The organism is Vibrio alginolyticus NBRC 15630 = ATCC 17749, assembly GCF_000354175.2.
In the GTDB taxonomy this organism is placed as follows: Bacteria; Pseudomonadota; Gammaproteobacteria; order Enterobacterales; family Vibrionaceae; genus Vibrio; species Vibrio alginolyticus.
Genome location: NC_022349.1, coordinates 779,261 through 794,242, shown reverse-complemented (window position 1 = coordinate 794,242; position 14,982 = coordinate 779,261). Strand labels below are relative to the sequence as shown.

Sequence of the window (14,982 nt, the reverse complement as noted above, 5' to 3'; positions counted from 1 at the left end):
TACTTAGTGGTTTTCTACTTTAATAAGTAAAACACCGTTTAAAAGTATCGCGTAACCTAGTAACTCTAAGCTTTCTTCGACCAAGTTTTTCACGTCTCTATTGTATGAGTTCCCCATAAACTCGACCCAAAAATCACCATACCCTGCAAAGCGTGAGAATAAGAAAACAATGAAAAAGCCAATCGTTAATGTCGTGAAGCTAGAATGAGAAATGAAAAGTTTGACCTCATTTTTTATGTTAACTATGTTATTAAAACAAAAATAACAGACCGAGACTATTATAATCCAAGCAGGGTACTTCCATGAACCGTGAGAGAAATACTGCTCTATGTGGTAGTCCATTTCTCTAACGAATATAACCATAAAAAATGAAGACATTATTACTAATATGTGTTTGAGTTCAAGATACTCCTTAGATTTATACAAACACATTAACGATGAAAAAAGCACAAATGCTATTTGAGTCATTTCTATAAGAGAGTTCTCCGATGTGCTTTTGTCCATTTGTACGCTAAAATAAATCGTTGCTAACGTATAAATAACCAAAAAAATAAGATAAGATATTTTATATACTAACAAACTAGTGACCGAGGTGTGTTTTTCTTTAATATACATCGTAACTTGTATAGGTGATGGATTTGTTAGTATTATAAATCAAGAGTGTTTTATATTTAGTGAATTAAGCGCCATTTAGAATGGAACTTAATTCACCTAACATTAAACTTCGATGGATCTTAAACATTTCTGTTTTAAATTATTGATTTTATTTGATTTTCTGTTAATTTTGGTTAAATAGAATCGCCTAGCTTTTATTGAAATGCTTTTCCCATATTGGTGGTATGCCAATTTCTTCTTGAACGATATCAATGAATGCCCTAACCAATGGTGATTGCTGACGGTGTGAGTACATGGCATAAATATCACCAAAATCTTGAGTTTCATATTCTGGTAAAAGTTGGACTAAATTAGAAGACTCTAGGTTTTTAGGAAGCATAAATTGACCTATAAGTGCTGCGCCCAGACCTGACTTTACGCTTTCAATTATTAGCTCAGCTTCATTTACCATGTATGACCCTGATATTGGGTATGTATCTAAACCATCTGATTTTTCTTTGTCGTAGAATTTAAGTTTATCGACAATAAAATTACCATTTGAATAAATAATAAAAGGTAGCTTAACTAACTCATCCGGCGTTTCTGGGTTACCATGTTTTTCAATTAAATTTCGAGAAGCAATGATTGCAGTCGTATTTTTTGCTAATTTTCTTGCTACCATTGATGAATCCCTCATAGGTCCGATTCGAAAAGCAATATCAAAATTACTTCTAATCACGTCTACATGAAGATCATCTAGCATTAGTTCAACACTTGCTTTTGGGTACTTATGTAAAAACTTCTCTATCGAAGGTTGTAGATAGAGTTTTCCAAATAATGTTGAGCTTGAAATTCGTACTTTCCCTGAAGGCTCAGTCTGAAAGTTCTCCGCTATTTGTTGAGTATCATCAAGGAGTTGAGATATTTGGTCTGCTTTTTCTACTATTTGCTGGCCGACTTGTGTTAATGAAAGAGAGCGAGTCGTTCTGTTTAATAGCCTAACGCCTAAGTGCTCTTCTAACTGCTTGATGTGTTTAGACAAAACAGAGCGGTCGATATTCATCCCATCTGCTGCTTTTGCAAAAGATCCAGCTTTAGAGACTTCTAAAAGCAGGTGTAGTTTATTTGCTAAATCCACAATGTTTATCCACGTTAGATATTAGCGTATTAGTTTCATGTATAACTTCTGCTCTGTCTAGAAATTATTAGTATACTTAATAACCAAAAGAAAAGGGAGCAATAGCTCCCTTTAGTATGAATTTAAATGAGTATTTATATTATGGTTATAGTGTTTGACGTTTTTTGTTTCGACTCACTAACATGTAAAAAACAGGTGTGAGTAGTAATCCAAATACCGTTACGCCTACCATACCCGAGAATACGGCAATACCCATTGCTTGTCGCATTTCCGCTCCGGCCCCTGTACCAATCATTAATGGAATAACACCAGCGGTAAATGCAATTGATGTCATTAGAATCGGTCGAAGACGTAAACGACATGCTTCCAAAATCGCTGATAAGGTATCTTGGCCATTGTCTTTAAGTTCTTTAGCGAACTCCACCATCAAGATGGCATTTTTACACGCTAGAGCCACAAGGACAATCAAAGCAATTTGTGTGAATATATTGTTGTCACCACCAATGAACCAAACACCTGCTAGTGCAGAAAAAATGGTCATGGGAACGATCAAAATGATAGCGAATGGCAGTTTTAAACTCTCGTACTGCGAAGCTAGCACCATGAAAACTAACAAAACAACAAGTGGGAATATATACACCATCGTGTTACCAGCCAAAATCTGCTGGTAGGTTACATCAGTCCATTCATAAACCATTCCCTCTGCTAGGTTTTGATCCAGTACTTCCTCAATAGCCGTTTGGGCTTGGTCAGAGCTGTAACCAAAAGCAGGACTGCCGTTTAGTTCTGCACTAGGGTAGCCGTTATAGTGCATCACGCGGTCAGGCCCAATCGTGGGTATGATCTCCAGTACAGCGCCGAGAGGAACCATTTTTCCGGCAGCATTTCTTACTTTGTAATTAAGTATTTGGTCAGGTTCGAGACGATAGTTCATGTCTGCCTGGGCATTCACTTTGTATGTTCTACCAAACATATTGAAGTCATTGACGTATAATGATCCTAAATAAACTTGAAGCGCATCAAAAACCTGCTCTAGAGGAACACCTTGCAGCATCGCTTGTTCACGATCTATTTGGATGTCCATCTGCGGCACTTGTATACGAAATGTGGAATATAATCCCATCAGCTCGGGTCTTGTTGATGCCTCACTTATTACCAAGTTCAATTGCTTGAAGAGCTCATCAAACCCCTTGTTCGCACGGTCTTCGATTTGAAGTTTAAAGCCGCCAGTAGAGCCAAGTCCTTGGATTGGTGGTGGTGGAAAAATCGCAACGAAGGCTTCATCAATGATTGAAAAGCTCTTATTCAAAGATGCAACAATCGCATTTGCTCCGAGAGTTGGATCATTTCGTTTATCGAAGTCCTCAAGCGTAACAAAAACGATGCCACTATTCGGACTGTTAGTAAAACCATTGACCGATAAGCCTGGGAAAGAAATGGTTTGTGCTACGCCAGGTGTTGCCAGCGCGAGGTTTTCCATTTCTTTAATAACGGACTCTGTTCGATCTAAACTTGCTGCATCTGGAAGTTGGGCGATCGCAACTAAATACTGCTTATCTTGTTGAGGAATGAATCCTCCAGGAACCGCTTTGAATAGAGAAGCCGTTCCCCCGAGTAACGCAATGTATACCACCACAACAACAAGGCTAAAGCGAATCAGCTTCTTGACCAGAGCTTGATATTGGTTCGAGCTATACTCAAAAATTCTATTGAATGGCGCAAAAACATACTTACCAAAAACCGCATCCAAGAGCTTGGTTAGCCGATCGGGTTTTGCGTTCTTATCTTGTAATAGCAGTGCTGATAAAGCAGGCGATAACGTCAACGAGTTAATTGCTGAAATAATCGTCGAGATCGTAATTGTTAGTGCGAACTGCTTATAAAACTGACCGGATAACCCTGTAATAAAGGTCGTCGGGATGAACACCGCACATAACACTAAAGCAATTGCAATAATTGGCCCGGTAACTTCGGTCATTGCTTGTTTCGTTGCTTCTAGTGGTGCAAGTCCATTATGGATGTTCCGTTCCACGTTTTCGACGACGACAATGGCGTCATCGACGACGATGCCTATGGCGAGAACAAGCCCAAACAACGAAAGCGTGTTAATCGATACTCCAAGCATTTGCATTACGGCGAACGTACCGATTAATGAAACAGGCACCGCAATGATAGGGATGATAGACGCGCGCCATGTTTGCAAAAACAAAATGACTACGACAACAACAAGTACAATTGCCTCTAGCAGAGTATGAACCACCGCGTCTATCGAACCACGAACAAAGACGGTCGGGTCGTAGGCTATTTCATATGAAACTCCAGCTGGAAAGGCTGTTTGTAAACGGTCCATGGTTGAACGAACCTGATTAGATAGCTCAATAGCATTAGCACCAGGGCGCTGGAATACGGGCATCGCCACCGCTGGTTTACCATTTAACAAGGCGCGCAGTGCATAAGAGTTTTGACCTAGCTCTACGCGTGCAACGTCTTTAAGACGTGTCAAAGCCCCTGTTTCGTCAACTTTTACTACAATGTCGTTGAATTCATCAATATTCTCCAAGCGGCCTTTTACGTTCAACAAAACTTGGAATTGGTTTTCATTAGCGGCTGGTTGCGCACCTAATGAGCCTGCTGCCACCTGTTGGTTTTGAGATCGGACGGCGGAGACAACGTCCATTACGGTTAGATTTCTAGAAGCGAGCTCATCTGGATTTAACCACAAGCGCATTGAGTACTCGTCACCACCGAAAAGGCGCACATCACCAACGCCTCCGAGCCGAGCTATCTCATCTTTCAAGTTTAAATTAGCGTAGTTAGCTAAATAACTGACTTCACGGCTAGAATCTGGAGAATATATATGCACAACCATGGTGAGATCAGGAGAGGCTTTTTCGGCAACAACTCCTAACCGTTGGACGGCTTCTGGTAATCGGGGCAAAGCTGTAGTGACGCGATTTTGAATTTGAACCTGAGCTTTGTCCAAGTCCGTACCTAAAGCAAAGGTTACGGTCAATGTCATTTTTCCGTCACTGGTTGCCTGTGAAAACATATATAACATGTTTTCTGTACCATTAATTTCTTGCTCCAGAGGCGTAGCAACTGTTTCTGCGATTACTTTTGGGTTCGCACCAGGATAGTTTGCTGTAACTACGACTGTAGGAGGGACAACTTCTGGATATTCACTCACAGGCAACTGTAAAAGTGAAATTGCGCCTACTATTAATATCAATAGCGATAACATAGAGGCAAATATGGGTCTTTGAATAAAAAAGTGTGCAAATTTCATTCGGTTGTCTTCTTAGTCTTGAGCTAAACGTTTATTTGGCAACGATGTTGAGTTTGAAGCCATAATCAATGAGGTGTTGCTAATATCTAGCGTGACATTTTTTGGTGAGATTTTGCTATTTGGGCCAACTTTTGCTGGGCCATTTACCGCAATAACTGAGTCGGCGTTCAAGCCATTCTCGATGGCACGAAATGTTCCGTAACGTTCGCCTAAGGTTACGATGCTGTATTGCAACGTATTCTCTTCATTGAGTGTTAATACAAAGCGGTTTTCTAGATCTGTGCCAATAGAACGCTCTGGAACGAGAACTCGTTCAACTGGTTTGGTTGTTGATATCTGAACTCGGCCAAACGATCCCACTTTTAAGCTTGATTTTGTTGCATCGAATACCGCTCGAACCTGCAAAGTACCGGTGTTTTCGTTGATGGAGTTGTCGACAAAGTCAACGCGTCCAAAAAACTCCTGCCCATTTTGTCCAGATAGTTCAAGACGAGTAGGTAAGTTAGAGTCGGCATTGATTGTCGAGAAGTAACGGTTCCAAGTTCGCTCATCGACATCAAAGTATGCATATACCTGATCGTTAGAGACAATGTTTGATATAACGCTTTGATTTGCGTTTACATTGTTTCCTTTAGTAATGAATGCTCTTGAAATAGTGCCGCTAATAGGGGCATATATCTTCGTAAACTCAAGATCTAACTTTGCGGATTCTAACTGAGCACGCAAGGCCATTAGTTCTGCAGAGCGTTGTTTTACTGCGGTATCTCGGGCCTCTGCTTGTTCCGCTGAGATGGCCTTTCGCTTAACAAGTTGAGCGGCTCTCTTTTGTTCGTTTGCTGCTTGCTCTAGCGCAGCTCGAGCACTCTTAACTTGCGCTTCAAGTCGTGAGACCTGAGCTTTGAAGGTTCGATCATCAAGAGTGACGAGTAAGTCGCCTTTGTTGACACTCTGTCCGTCTTTGAACTCTACCGTTTCAATAACTCCGGAAACGCGTGGCATTAAAGAAACTTTCTCTGGGGCTTGAAGCCTTGTTGTAAAGGTGAACCACGATTGAACGGGCTCATAGATAACTTTGGAGACGTCTATCGTAGGTAAGGGAGTATTAGGTTGTTTGGTTATCTCTTCGTCTGCACAAGCAGCTAAAACGGATAAAAGGCCAATGCCGAAAACTTTCTTTAACATTTGTCGCGCCCTAAATGATTCTGTTCATACTAAAAGGAACGGCATTGTATTCATTGTACCTATGGGTAAATAGGCCCTCAGCGAACATAGAGTAGTGATAAAAATGCACGATTAAATATTGGTCAAAATGCTCATTTTTTGGTTTGAAAAAGGTCAGTTTAGGGTTTTAAAGACGTGGAGTATTGTTAAATGTAATAAGCCATAATAGATAGGAATAACTAAACAGAAGCTAAAGATAGCGACGAAAATTAAAGCGTTTTTAATTCGTGCATTATTTGCAATTCACTGATGCAATTTGAACCATAAAAAATTGAAATTAATTTTGTAAAATCCATTTCCCATCACATAAAGAATAAAAACTAAATAAGGAATTGTGCAGTGGATCTCGCAAGCCAACTTGAATTACTACTGGATGTCTCTGAATACGGAACTTTTGCTAAAGCTGCTGACAGAAATCATATAGATCGTTCAGCTTTGTCAAAACAGATCAAAAAGCTAGAGGATGAATTGGGCTTACGGCTGTTAAACCGTTCCACGCGTTCGCTATCCCTGACCAATGCAGGTGTTGAGATGGTGGCGCAAGCCAAGAAAGTAAGAGAGGTTCTAACCGAAACTCGTAGTATTGCTGCTACATTTCAGGATGAACCGAAGGGTAACTTGAAAATATCAAGCTCCACTTTCTTTGGCAGAGCATACTTAAATCAGGCAGTTAAAGAGTTTATAAAACAGTACCCAAACATTACTGTAGAGCTGCTGCTCGATGATAATCGAGTCGATGTTATCCACGAAGGTTTTGACGTTGTGTTTCGTATCGGACCAATCCGAGAGTCCAACATGATAGTACGTAAGTTGGCAAGCAATAATATGGCACTGGTTGCATCAAAGAGTTTTATTGACAAGTATGGAACTCCGAGCTCTCCAGAAGAGCTTATAAAAATGCCAGCAGTAATATACTCTAATGCTAACTTTAAGGCGGATAAGCTACGTATAGCGCCAAGCCAGTCATCAAGCGACGTTAGAACGTATAATATCAACGGGCAGTACTTCGTGAATGAAACTGAGTTAATGCTCGATGCCGTAAAATCTGATCTAGGGTATGCTTTAATAGGGCAGTTCTTTCTTCAGGAGAGTTTGAGTAAACAAGATCTTGTCCAGTTGCTTCCTGATTATAATCTTCCCGCAATAGGGGAAATATATGCAATGTATACTCACCGAAATCAACAACCATTAGCCAAACTGTTCATTGATACTGTTCAAAAAATAATAGGAACGCCTCCTGTTTGGATGGATTATCTCGACTAATATGAGTACTAGGACATAATGTTTTAGATTGAGGGCTTGTTTATATTTATCCATAGAATATGGTTGAATTTGCACTTTAAAAATAATTGCCACTGTTCATAATCTCACTCGATTCAAACAACATAAGTAGTGGTAATTAAATGAAAATGACAAGAACGTCGATCGCAATCGCAGCACTTTTTTCTGCAAGTGCTGCAAATTCAGCCGTAGTTTATGAAGATCAAGAATCAGTATTAAATATTCATGGCCGAGCGCAAGGGATGTATTATTTCTCTGATGATAAAAATGCTGACGGAGATAATAGCTACATTCGTGTAGGACTTTCAGGTGAGTCTAAAATAAATGAAGATCTTTATGCATTCGGCTTATATGAGTTGGAATTTAAGTCTAATCGCAGAGATGCTGATGGGATTGAAGATGATGAATTTGATATCCGAAAAGGCTATGTAGGAGTTGGTGCAGATTACGGAACAGTAAGTTATGGACGTCAATACGGTGCGGTCACTTTAGTATCTGATTACACGGATATTTTCCCGGAGTTTGGTAATGAAGCTGCTGGCGTAAGTGCGGATCTATATGGTACCGGTCGCTCCGATTCAGTATTTAAGCTAACGACAAGCTATGAAGGTTTGAATATTCATGTTAGCTATCAGGCTGAAAACGATGAAGTGTCAACAGATGCAGCCTCTTATGGTGCGGCGGCGGACTACAAGTTGCCATATGGCTTCAAAGTTGCGCTTGGTTACAACGAAGGTGAAGGGCAATCGGGTGCAGAAGATGCAGAGCTGCTAACGGGTGCTATTGCATTTGAATACGACAAGTTTTATGCCTCTGTTTTATACAGTGATGGTGAAAACTGGGCTAAAGATGGTTCTGAAAGTAATATTGATTACACCGGTATTGAAGCAGTTGCCACTTATGAAATAACAGATAAGCTTTGGGCACTTGTTGGCTATAACAATCTAGAGCGTGATGATGAAGACGTCGTCGATTACTACTCACTAGGTGCAGAGTACGATTTGACTTCTAATTTTAAAGCACTAGCAGAATACAGAATTACAGATGTAGACAATGAAGACGATATTCTTGCAATAGCTGCGAGATATTCATTCTAAAAAATTAATAAAGCTAAAAAGCCTGAAACTATTTTCAGGCTTTTTTATTTATCGGTGTAACTTCATAAGTGCTGATTTTCATCCATATATAATGGATTATATTGATCGTTACTTGTTTAAGTGTTTTGAATATAATGGTTTTGTTAGCTAGTCCACTGCTAGTTTTCATTTTCATATTTTTTGAATGATGTATTTTTTCTTTGGCAACAAGAAGTGTCTTGTTGCCTTTTTTTATTTTCACGCTTTATGGTTAATTAAAACGAAAAGAGTAGTTTTATATATTGCTATAAACGAGAAAAATGTAACGACAATTGTCGATCTTAGATTTAGTTAATCTTCATAGAAAATTAAACTCAATTTCAAGGGTCTTTTTCATTTAAGTGATGTGGAATCCATATGGCGAACCAAGTGAATGATAAAGCGCCAAACGACGAAATGTATCTCAATGAAGATTGGAAAAATGATTTTTATGTAAACGATAGAGGTAGGGATTGATACTGTTTATGTAAGGAGAGAGCGATTTATGAAAAGCAGTCGTTTCAATGTGATTAGACACCTTTACTTTCTTAAAATAGGAAGGGCTCTAAGAAAGTAAAGGTGCAGATGATTTTTTAGTTTTTACCGCCGTCACTTGTTCTGAAGTGATAATCGAAGTTTATGATTGCACGATATTTAACTTCATCACGGTTAAGTGCGTACTCTTCAACTCTCACCTTACTATCATCGATTGCAATATCACGAGGGAAACCGCTTCCAATGATGTTTAGACGATTTCTAAGTTCATGTTTTGATAGCGTTTGGTATTCATCGACAAGATCAAACGCAGAGCTATAAGCGGCATCTTTTGTCGTAAAGTCATTGAGAACAACTTTGTTTGTAGAGTGTTCGATATGAATACCAGCAGTAGCAGATAAACTGAATAATAATAGTGATGAGAGCGTCATTAGTTTTTTCATATAGTCACCTTTTTATTTGTATTACAAAGTCAAGATGTCCAACGAATCCTTGTTAATATCTCTCGACAAAGGTGATAGTGCCATTATAGAAATGTGCTGTACATCACATTTGTGACCATTGACTATGGAAGAATTGTCAACAATAAAACTCAAGCACTTTTGACATTACGGTCAATGTGAAAAAGCGAATATCTGTATGGTTTCGTTAATAATTAAACCACTCTCGGAAACGCTGACTATTCAGTCAAAGCGTATGTTTCTTGTCGTTATAGTGACCTGCCTACAACTTAATCACTTAATGCATGCAATTCAATTGCAATGGCTTGGTATAGATTTTCATTCAGATCTTCCAGCTTAGTAACGATCCTACAAATTCTAGTGATTAAAAAGTCATTGTTTGTGGTTTTTTATTCTATTGTCGTGTATAAAAAAACTTTACAACAAATGATAAAGGAATATCCATGAAAAAGTTATTGTGTTTTGCTGCACTGGGGTTAGCTGTTTCGACGACGGTTAATGCAGACCCAATTTTAGACGACATCAAAAGTACAGGGGAGCTAAAAGTCTGCTTTGATTCTGGGTATATGCCTTTTGAAATGACAGCAAAAAATGGGCAGTACATCGGGTTTGATATCGATTTGGGTAAGCAAATGGCGCGTGCCATGGATGTTAAGTTTGTGCCGGTAAACACTTCATGGGATGGCATTATCCCAACACTGTTGACTGGTAAGTGTCACATGATTATGGGCGGGATGACTATCACACCTATGCGAAATACTCAGGTGAATTTCGCTGATCCCTATGTGGTTATTGGTCAATCTATTCTCGTAGATCTCAAGCATGAAGGTAAAGTGTCTAGTTACCGTGATCTCAATAGTCCAGATTATGTTGTTGCAACTAAGCTTGGGACAACGGGTGAGCAAGCGGTAAAACGATACCTTCCGAAAGCTAAGATAAATCTATACGAAACTCAGTCTGAAGCGGTACTTGAGGTTGCCAACGGAAAGGTAGATGCGTTTGTTTATGACTTTCCTTACAACTCTATTTATGTGGCGGAAAACAAAGGGCAGTTAATGCACTTGGCTAAACCGTTTACTTACGAGCCTTTGGGTTGGGCTGTGCCGCAAGGAAATCCAGATACGCTTAACTTCTTAAACAACTATTTACGTCAAATTAAGGGCGATGGAACTTACGATCGCATTTACGATAAGTGGTTTAACGACGATAAATGGTTAAAGCAAGTCAAGTAATCATATTGTTATTGTAGAGGAGCGGTTAGCTTCTGGCTCGGTTCATCGCCAACCAAACGGTTCGTGCTGTGAAGCTAACGCTTTTCTTTATTCAAATACCCAACCAACTTTAATCAAAGTCATTCTCGGAATCACATGCAAAATAACTTTAAATCCCTATTGTGGAACGCTGTTTTTGTTCTTGTTTTGCTATCAATTTGCGGTCTTGTCTATCTGTCAGGTAAGCGAATCGATTACAGCTGGAATTGGGAGCGTGTCCTTCCTTATATTGCCACTAACGCTGCTTCATCCATTACCGCGCCTGTCGATGGGAACATCATTCTCGACGAGAATAACCAACTGGCTCTGGAGAGTATTCATGGTGATATTGTTCTTGAACTAAGCCAATATAAGTCTGTGGACGTCTATGAAGGTGATCTTATTTTTGAAGGAGATACCTTAGCAACTATAAAAGAGTGGCGCTCTGGCCCAATTTTAGATGGTGTTGTGACGACAATTAAAATCTCGCTCTGGTCACTTATCATTGCTCTAGCGTTGGGCTTAGTTGTCGGACTAATGCGTATATCCAGCAATCCGGCATTAAAAAAGCTGGCGCTTGTGTATGTCGAGGTCATTCGTGGAACGCCTCTTTTAGTACAGATTTTTATCGTTTACTTCTTTATTGGTACTGTGCTTGACCTTGAGCGTTTTACTGCGGGAGTGATAGCGCTCTCCGTGTTTACCGCCGCTTATGTCGCAGAAATTGTGCGGTCAGGAATCCAGTCAATCCCAAGAGGACAAATGGAAGCGGCGCGTTCACTAGGAATGAATTATCCCAAAGCGATGATTTATGTCATTTTACCTCAAGCGTTTAAGCAGACATTACCTCCCTTAGCCGGGCAGTTTATCAACCTGATAAAAGATTCCTCACTTGTCTCCGTGATTTCGATTACTGATCTGACAAAAGCGGGCAGGGAAGTCGTAAGTGGTAGTTTTGCCCCATTTGAAGTTTGGTTTACCGTAGCGGCCCTTTATTTGCTTCTGACTAGTACCTTATCTTGGGCAATACAAACGTTAGAAAAGAAATTGGCAGCAAGTGATTAATGGTGGAGTCATTAATGGAATACATTATTTCAGCAAAAACAATTAATAAAATTTACCCTAATGGCTGCCATGCGCTCAAGGACGTATCGGTAAATGTAGAAAAAGGGGAAGTGATTGTCATCGTAGGACCGTCAGGTTCTGGTAAGTCAACATTCTTACGGACGATCAATCAATTAGAGACAATAAATAGTGGGTCTATAATCGTAGATGGTATCGATATGTACCACAAATCTACGGATATCAATAAACTACGCGCTGATGTGGGCATGGTATTTCAAGGCTTCAACCTTTTTCCACATAAAACGGCGATAGAGAACGTCATGTTAGCACCTTTAAAGGTTTCTAAACGTGACCCTGAATCGATGAAGAAAGAAGCAAAAGATTTGCTTTATAAAGTCGGTCTGTCGGAGAGAATGGATAATTATCCTAATCATTTATCAGGTGGACAGCAGCAGCGCGTCGCAATCGCTCGTGCGTTAGCAATGAAGCCCAATATTATGTTGTTTGATGAACCCACATCAGCACTAGACCCTGAAATGGTTGGAGAAGTTCTTGATGTGATGAAAGATTTGGCCAAGGACGGAATGACGATGGTCGTGGTTACTCATGAAATGGGTTTCGCAAAAGAGGTCGCTGATAGGGTGTTGTTTATGGAAGATGGTGAGCTTTTGGTTTCTGACTCTCCTGAGCGATTTTTTGATAACCCCACCAACCCTAGATTGCAGAAGTTTTTATCTAAAGTCTTATAATAAAAAGAAAATTTGATTGAGGGCGAGTCCCTCAATCACTTCATGCACTATTGTGGCTCGTAACGTTCGCCTCGCCGAGAGACATAGATAATGGGCTTTTTACTCGAAGTTAATGGCGATAACATTAGCTTGGTCCGAATGAAAGGTCTGGTAAATACTAAAGTGTTTAATCAGCCATTAAGTCTTTGTTCACTTTAAACATAACAATTTCATTTTGAATTGATAAAAATTGTGTTTGAATAGAGCTTATGGATGTTTGGCGGTATGGATGTCTAAATGAAGAAAGTAACAATTTTAGATGGTGGCATGGGGCGAGAGTTGAAACGTATTGGCGCCCCTTTTTCTCAGCCGCTTTGGAGTGCACAAGCGCTAATTGAATCACCACAATATGTAAAAATGGCCCATGAGAATTTCATAGACGCTGGCGCAGAGATTGTCACTGTCAACAGTTATGCATGTGTTCCATTTCACTTAGGCGAGGAACTCTATGCAAAGCGAGGGACTGAGTTAGCAAAATCTGCTGCTAAAATTGCCAGAGATGTAGTCACCAGCTCTAACGATAGAGTGCTCGTTGCGGGTTCTCTTCCTCCTGTAATGGGGTCTTACAGGCCTGAATTATTCGAGCCGAAAAGGGCACTGGAAGTGGCTTCTGAGTTATTTGAAGCTCAAGATCAATATGTTGATATTTGGTTAGCTGAGACCGTGTCTAGCCTCGCTGAAGTTGAAGTTCTATCAATAATTTTAGCCAAAACAGATAAGCCCAATTATATTGCTTTCACCTTAATGGATGAGCCTAACTCTTTGCCTCGTCTTCGCTCAGGGGAATCTCTCAAAGTCGCGGTTAATACGCTGTTGAAAACAAATGTTTCAGGTATCTTTTTCAATTGCTCTATTCCTGAAGTTGTCGAGCAAGCGATCATTGATACACAAGCAGTATTGAGTGAGTCAGGTAGAGAATTGACGATAGGTGTTTTCGCAAATAGCTTTGCTCCGATAAAGCAAGCGCACCAAGCCAACGAGACCATTCAGGAAGTTCGTCATTTCTCTCCGACTGAATATCTTGAGTATGCTAAAACGTGGCATGCGCAGGGAGCAAGCATTATTGGTGGTTGCTGTGGGATTGAACCACGTCATATTAAACTGCTAGCGACTTGGAGAGACACTCTCGAAAACGCCTAATTTTGGTGAAGCGCAGGGAAGTATGACAAGAGATTTTGTTTTTCATTCATCGTTATAGATAAAATAAAGGTCTTTCGTATCTGGCAAAGTAACAAGATGCTTTAACTTGCTCATTACTTTGCCAGTTTGCCTCGAGATTTTTATTAATTATTTTTGGTTCAGATTAACGACAATCTTTCCAACTGTTCTCTGATTTCGCATGTCCAAGAGTGCGTTACCTACATCCTCTAAGCCGATGATCTTCAGTTTCGGTACTTCCAATTCTCCATTTTCTAATAGCTCCGACACTTCCTTTCCGGCATTAACGATACTTGCAAACCCTCTCTCGCCAAAGACATGACCAGAGCCCAAACTTATTTGGTGGAAGCCCAAGCCTTTTAAGAAGGCATCTGGATATTGAGAAGGGTCGACAGTCTTGACGAGCTCCACCATTTCTCCCTCAAAGGTTAACACCGAGGCTGCAATTCGGTCGTTATCACCGCCTACACAATCGAGTGCAACCTCAACGCCATGATTTCCGGTAATGTCCATTACTCGTTGAACTACATCTTCATGATGATAATCAATCGTATGGGTTGCTCCTAACGAGGACAAATATGCGTGATTAGCTTCTGAACTAGTAGCAATGATCTGTTCAACACCAAATGTCTTTGCTAACTGAATAGCAAAGCTTCCAACGCCGCCAGCACCTCCGGCGATAAAAATGCTGCTTCGATTTGAAATACCGAGCTTGTCTACCAAAGCGCGATATGCGGTCCAGGCTGCGCAAGGTGTAGATGCTGCCACTTCAACCGAAACCTGAGGGTGCTTTATGAGCGTTCTTGAATCATGGATAGCAAATTCAGCGAATCCACCGTGATGGCGTCTCATGTTTCCGTGATACAACACTTTATCGCCAACCTTCCAATCAACGACCGCATCGCCTACAGAGACTATTTCTCCTGATACGTCTAACCCGCCAACAAAATTGTTATTCATGTTAGTGACCATGTCTGACCAATAATGAATTTTTGCATCGACAGGGTTCAAACCAACAGCGTTAACTTTAACCAATACATCAAATTGGGTTTCTAGTTTTGGTGTAGGTAATTCGGATAAAGAGAAAGTATCTTTATCTCGTTGGTAAGTTATCGCTCTCATAGGTTTTC

Annotated in this window: 11 protein-coding genes; 6 read left to right on the top strand and 5 right to left on the bottom strand. The window is 40.2% G+C overall.

The genetic code is table 11. The features are described from left to right. Nucleotides 1-802 precede the first annotated feature (802 nt). The 3 genes from N646_RS03350 to N646_RS03340 form a co-directional block, all read right to left on the bottom strand. A complete protein-coding gene (locus tag N646_RS03350) occupies nucleotides 803-1,732 on the bottom strand; it encodes a LysR family transcriptional regulator (RefSeq protein WP_017821687.1) in 930 nt (309 codons plus the stop codon). A 145-nt stretch (nucleotides 1,733-1,877) separates the two neighbouring features. After that, nucleotides 1,878-5,018, bottom strand: coding sequence for an efflux RND transporter permease subunit (locus N646_RS03345; RefSeq protein WP_017821686.1), 3,141 nt, complete (start codon nucleotides 5,016-5,018; stop codon nucleotides 1,878-1,880). Nucleotides 5,019-5,030: 12 nt separating this feature from the next. Beyond that, a complete protein-coding gene (locus N646_RS03340) occupies nucleotides 5,031-6,200 on the bottom strand; it encodes an efflux RND transporter periplasmic adaptor subunit (protein WP_017821685.1) in 1,170 nt (389 codons plus the stop codon). A 378-nt stretch (nucleotides 6,201-6,578) separates the two neighbouring features. Between N646_RS03340 and N646_RS03335 the strand changes: the two genes are divergently transcribed. Further along, complete coding sequence (locus N646_RS03335; protein WP_017821684.1) at nucleotides 6,579-7,502, top strand: LysR family transcriptional regulator; 924 nt, start codon at nucleotides 6,579-6,581, stop codon at nucleotides 7,500-7,502. Nucleotides 7,503-7,642: 140 nt separating this feature from the next. Then, nucleotides 7,643-8,617: a porin gene (locus N646_RS03330; RefSeq protein ID WP_017634771.1), complete on the top strand. Its 975-nt coding sequence runs from the start codon at nucleotides 7,643-7,645 to the stop codon at nucleotides 8,615-8,617. A 611-nt stretch (nucleotides 8,618-9,228) separates the two neighbouring features. Here the strand turns inward: N646_RS03330 and N646_RS03325 are convergent. Continuing rightward, entirely contained in the window at nucleotides 9,229-9,573 is a 345-nt protein-coding gene (locus N646_RS03325) for a DUF3316 domain-containing protein (RefSeq protein ID WP_017821681.1), read from the bottom strand. Between the two features lie 461 nt (nucleotides 9,574-10,034). Between N646_RS03325 and N646_RS03320 the strand changes: the two genes are divergently transcribed. The 4 genes from N646_RS03320 to N646_RS03305 all read left to right on the top strand — a co-directional run bounded on the left by N646_RS03320 (nucleotide 10,035) and on the right by N646_RS03305 (nucleotide 13,834). Further along, a complete protein-coding gene (locus N646_RS03320) occupies nucleotides 10,035-10,823 on the top strand; it encodes a transporter substrate-binding domain-containing protein (RefSeq protein WP_017821680.1) in 789 nt (262 codons plus the stop codon). 135 nt (nucleotides 10,824-10,958) lie between these two features. Next, a complete protein-coding gene (locus tag N646_RS03315; protein ID WP_005377325.1) occupies nucleotides 10,959-11,906 on the top strand; it encodes an amino acid ABC transporter permease in 948 nt (315 codons plus the stop codon). Between the two features lie 14 nt (nucleotides 11,907-11,920). Then, complete coding sequence (locus tag N646_RS03310) at nucleotides 11,921-12,655, top strand: amino acid ABC transporter ATP-binding protein (RefSeq protein WP_020480918.1); 735 nt, start codon at nucleotides 11,921-11,923, stop codon at nucleotides 12,653-12,655. A gap of 276 nt (nucleotides 12,656-12,931) precedes the next feature. Further along, on the top strand, nucleotides 12,932-13,834 hold the full coding sequence (locus N646_RS03305; RefSeq protein ID WP_017821678.1) for a homocysteine S-methyltransferase family protein: 903 nt from the start codon (nucleotides 12,932-12,934) through the stop codon (nucleotides 13,832-13,834). A gap of 147 nt (nucleotides 13,835-13,981) precedes the next feature. Here the strand turns inward: N646_RS03305 and N646_RS03300 are convergent, their stop codons facing one another. Beyond that, nucleotides 13,982-14,974 carry a zinc-binding dehydrogenase gene (locus N646_RS03300; RefSeq protein ID WP_017821677.1) on the bottom strand — a complete coding sequence of 331 codons (993 nt, stop codon included), beginning with the start codon at nucleotides 14,972-14,974 and terminating at the stop codon, nucleotides 13,982-13,984. Nucleotides 14,975-14,982 lie beyond the last annotated feature (8 nt).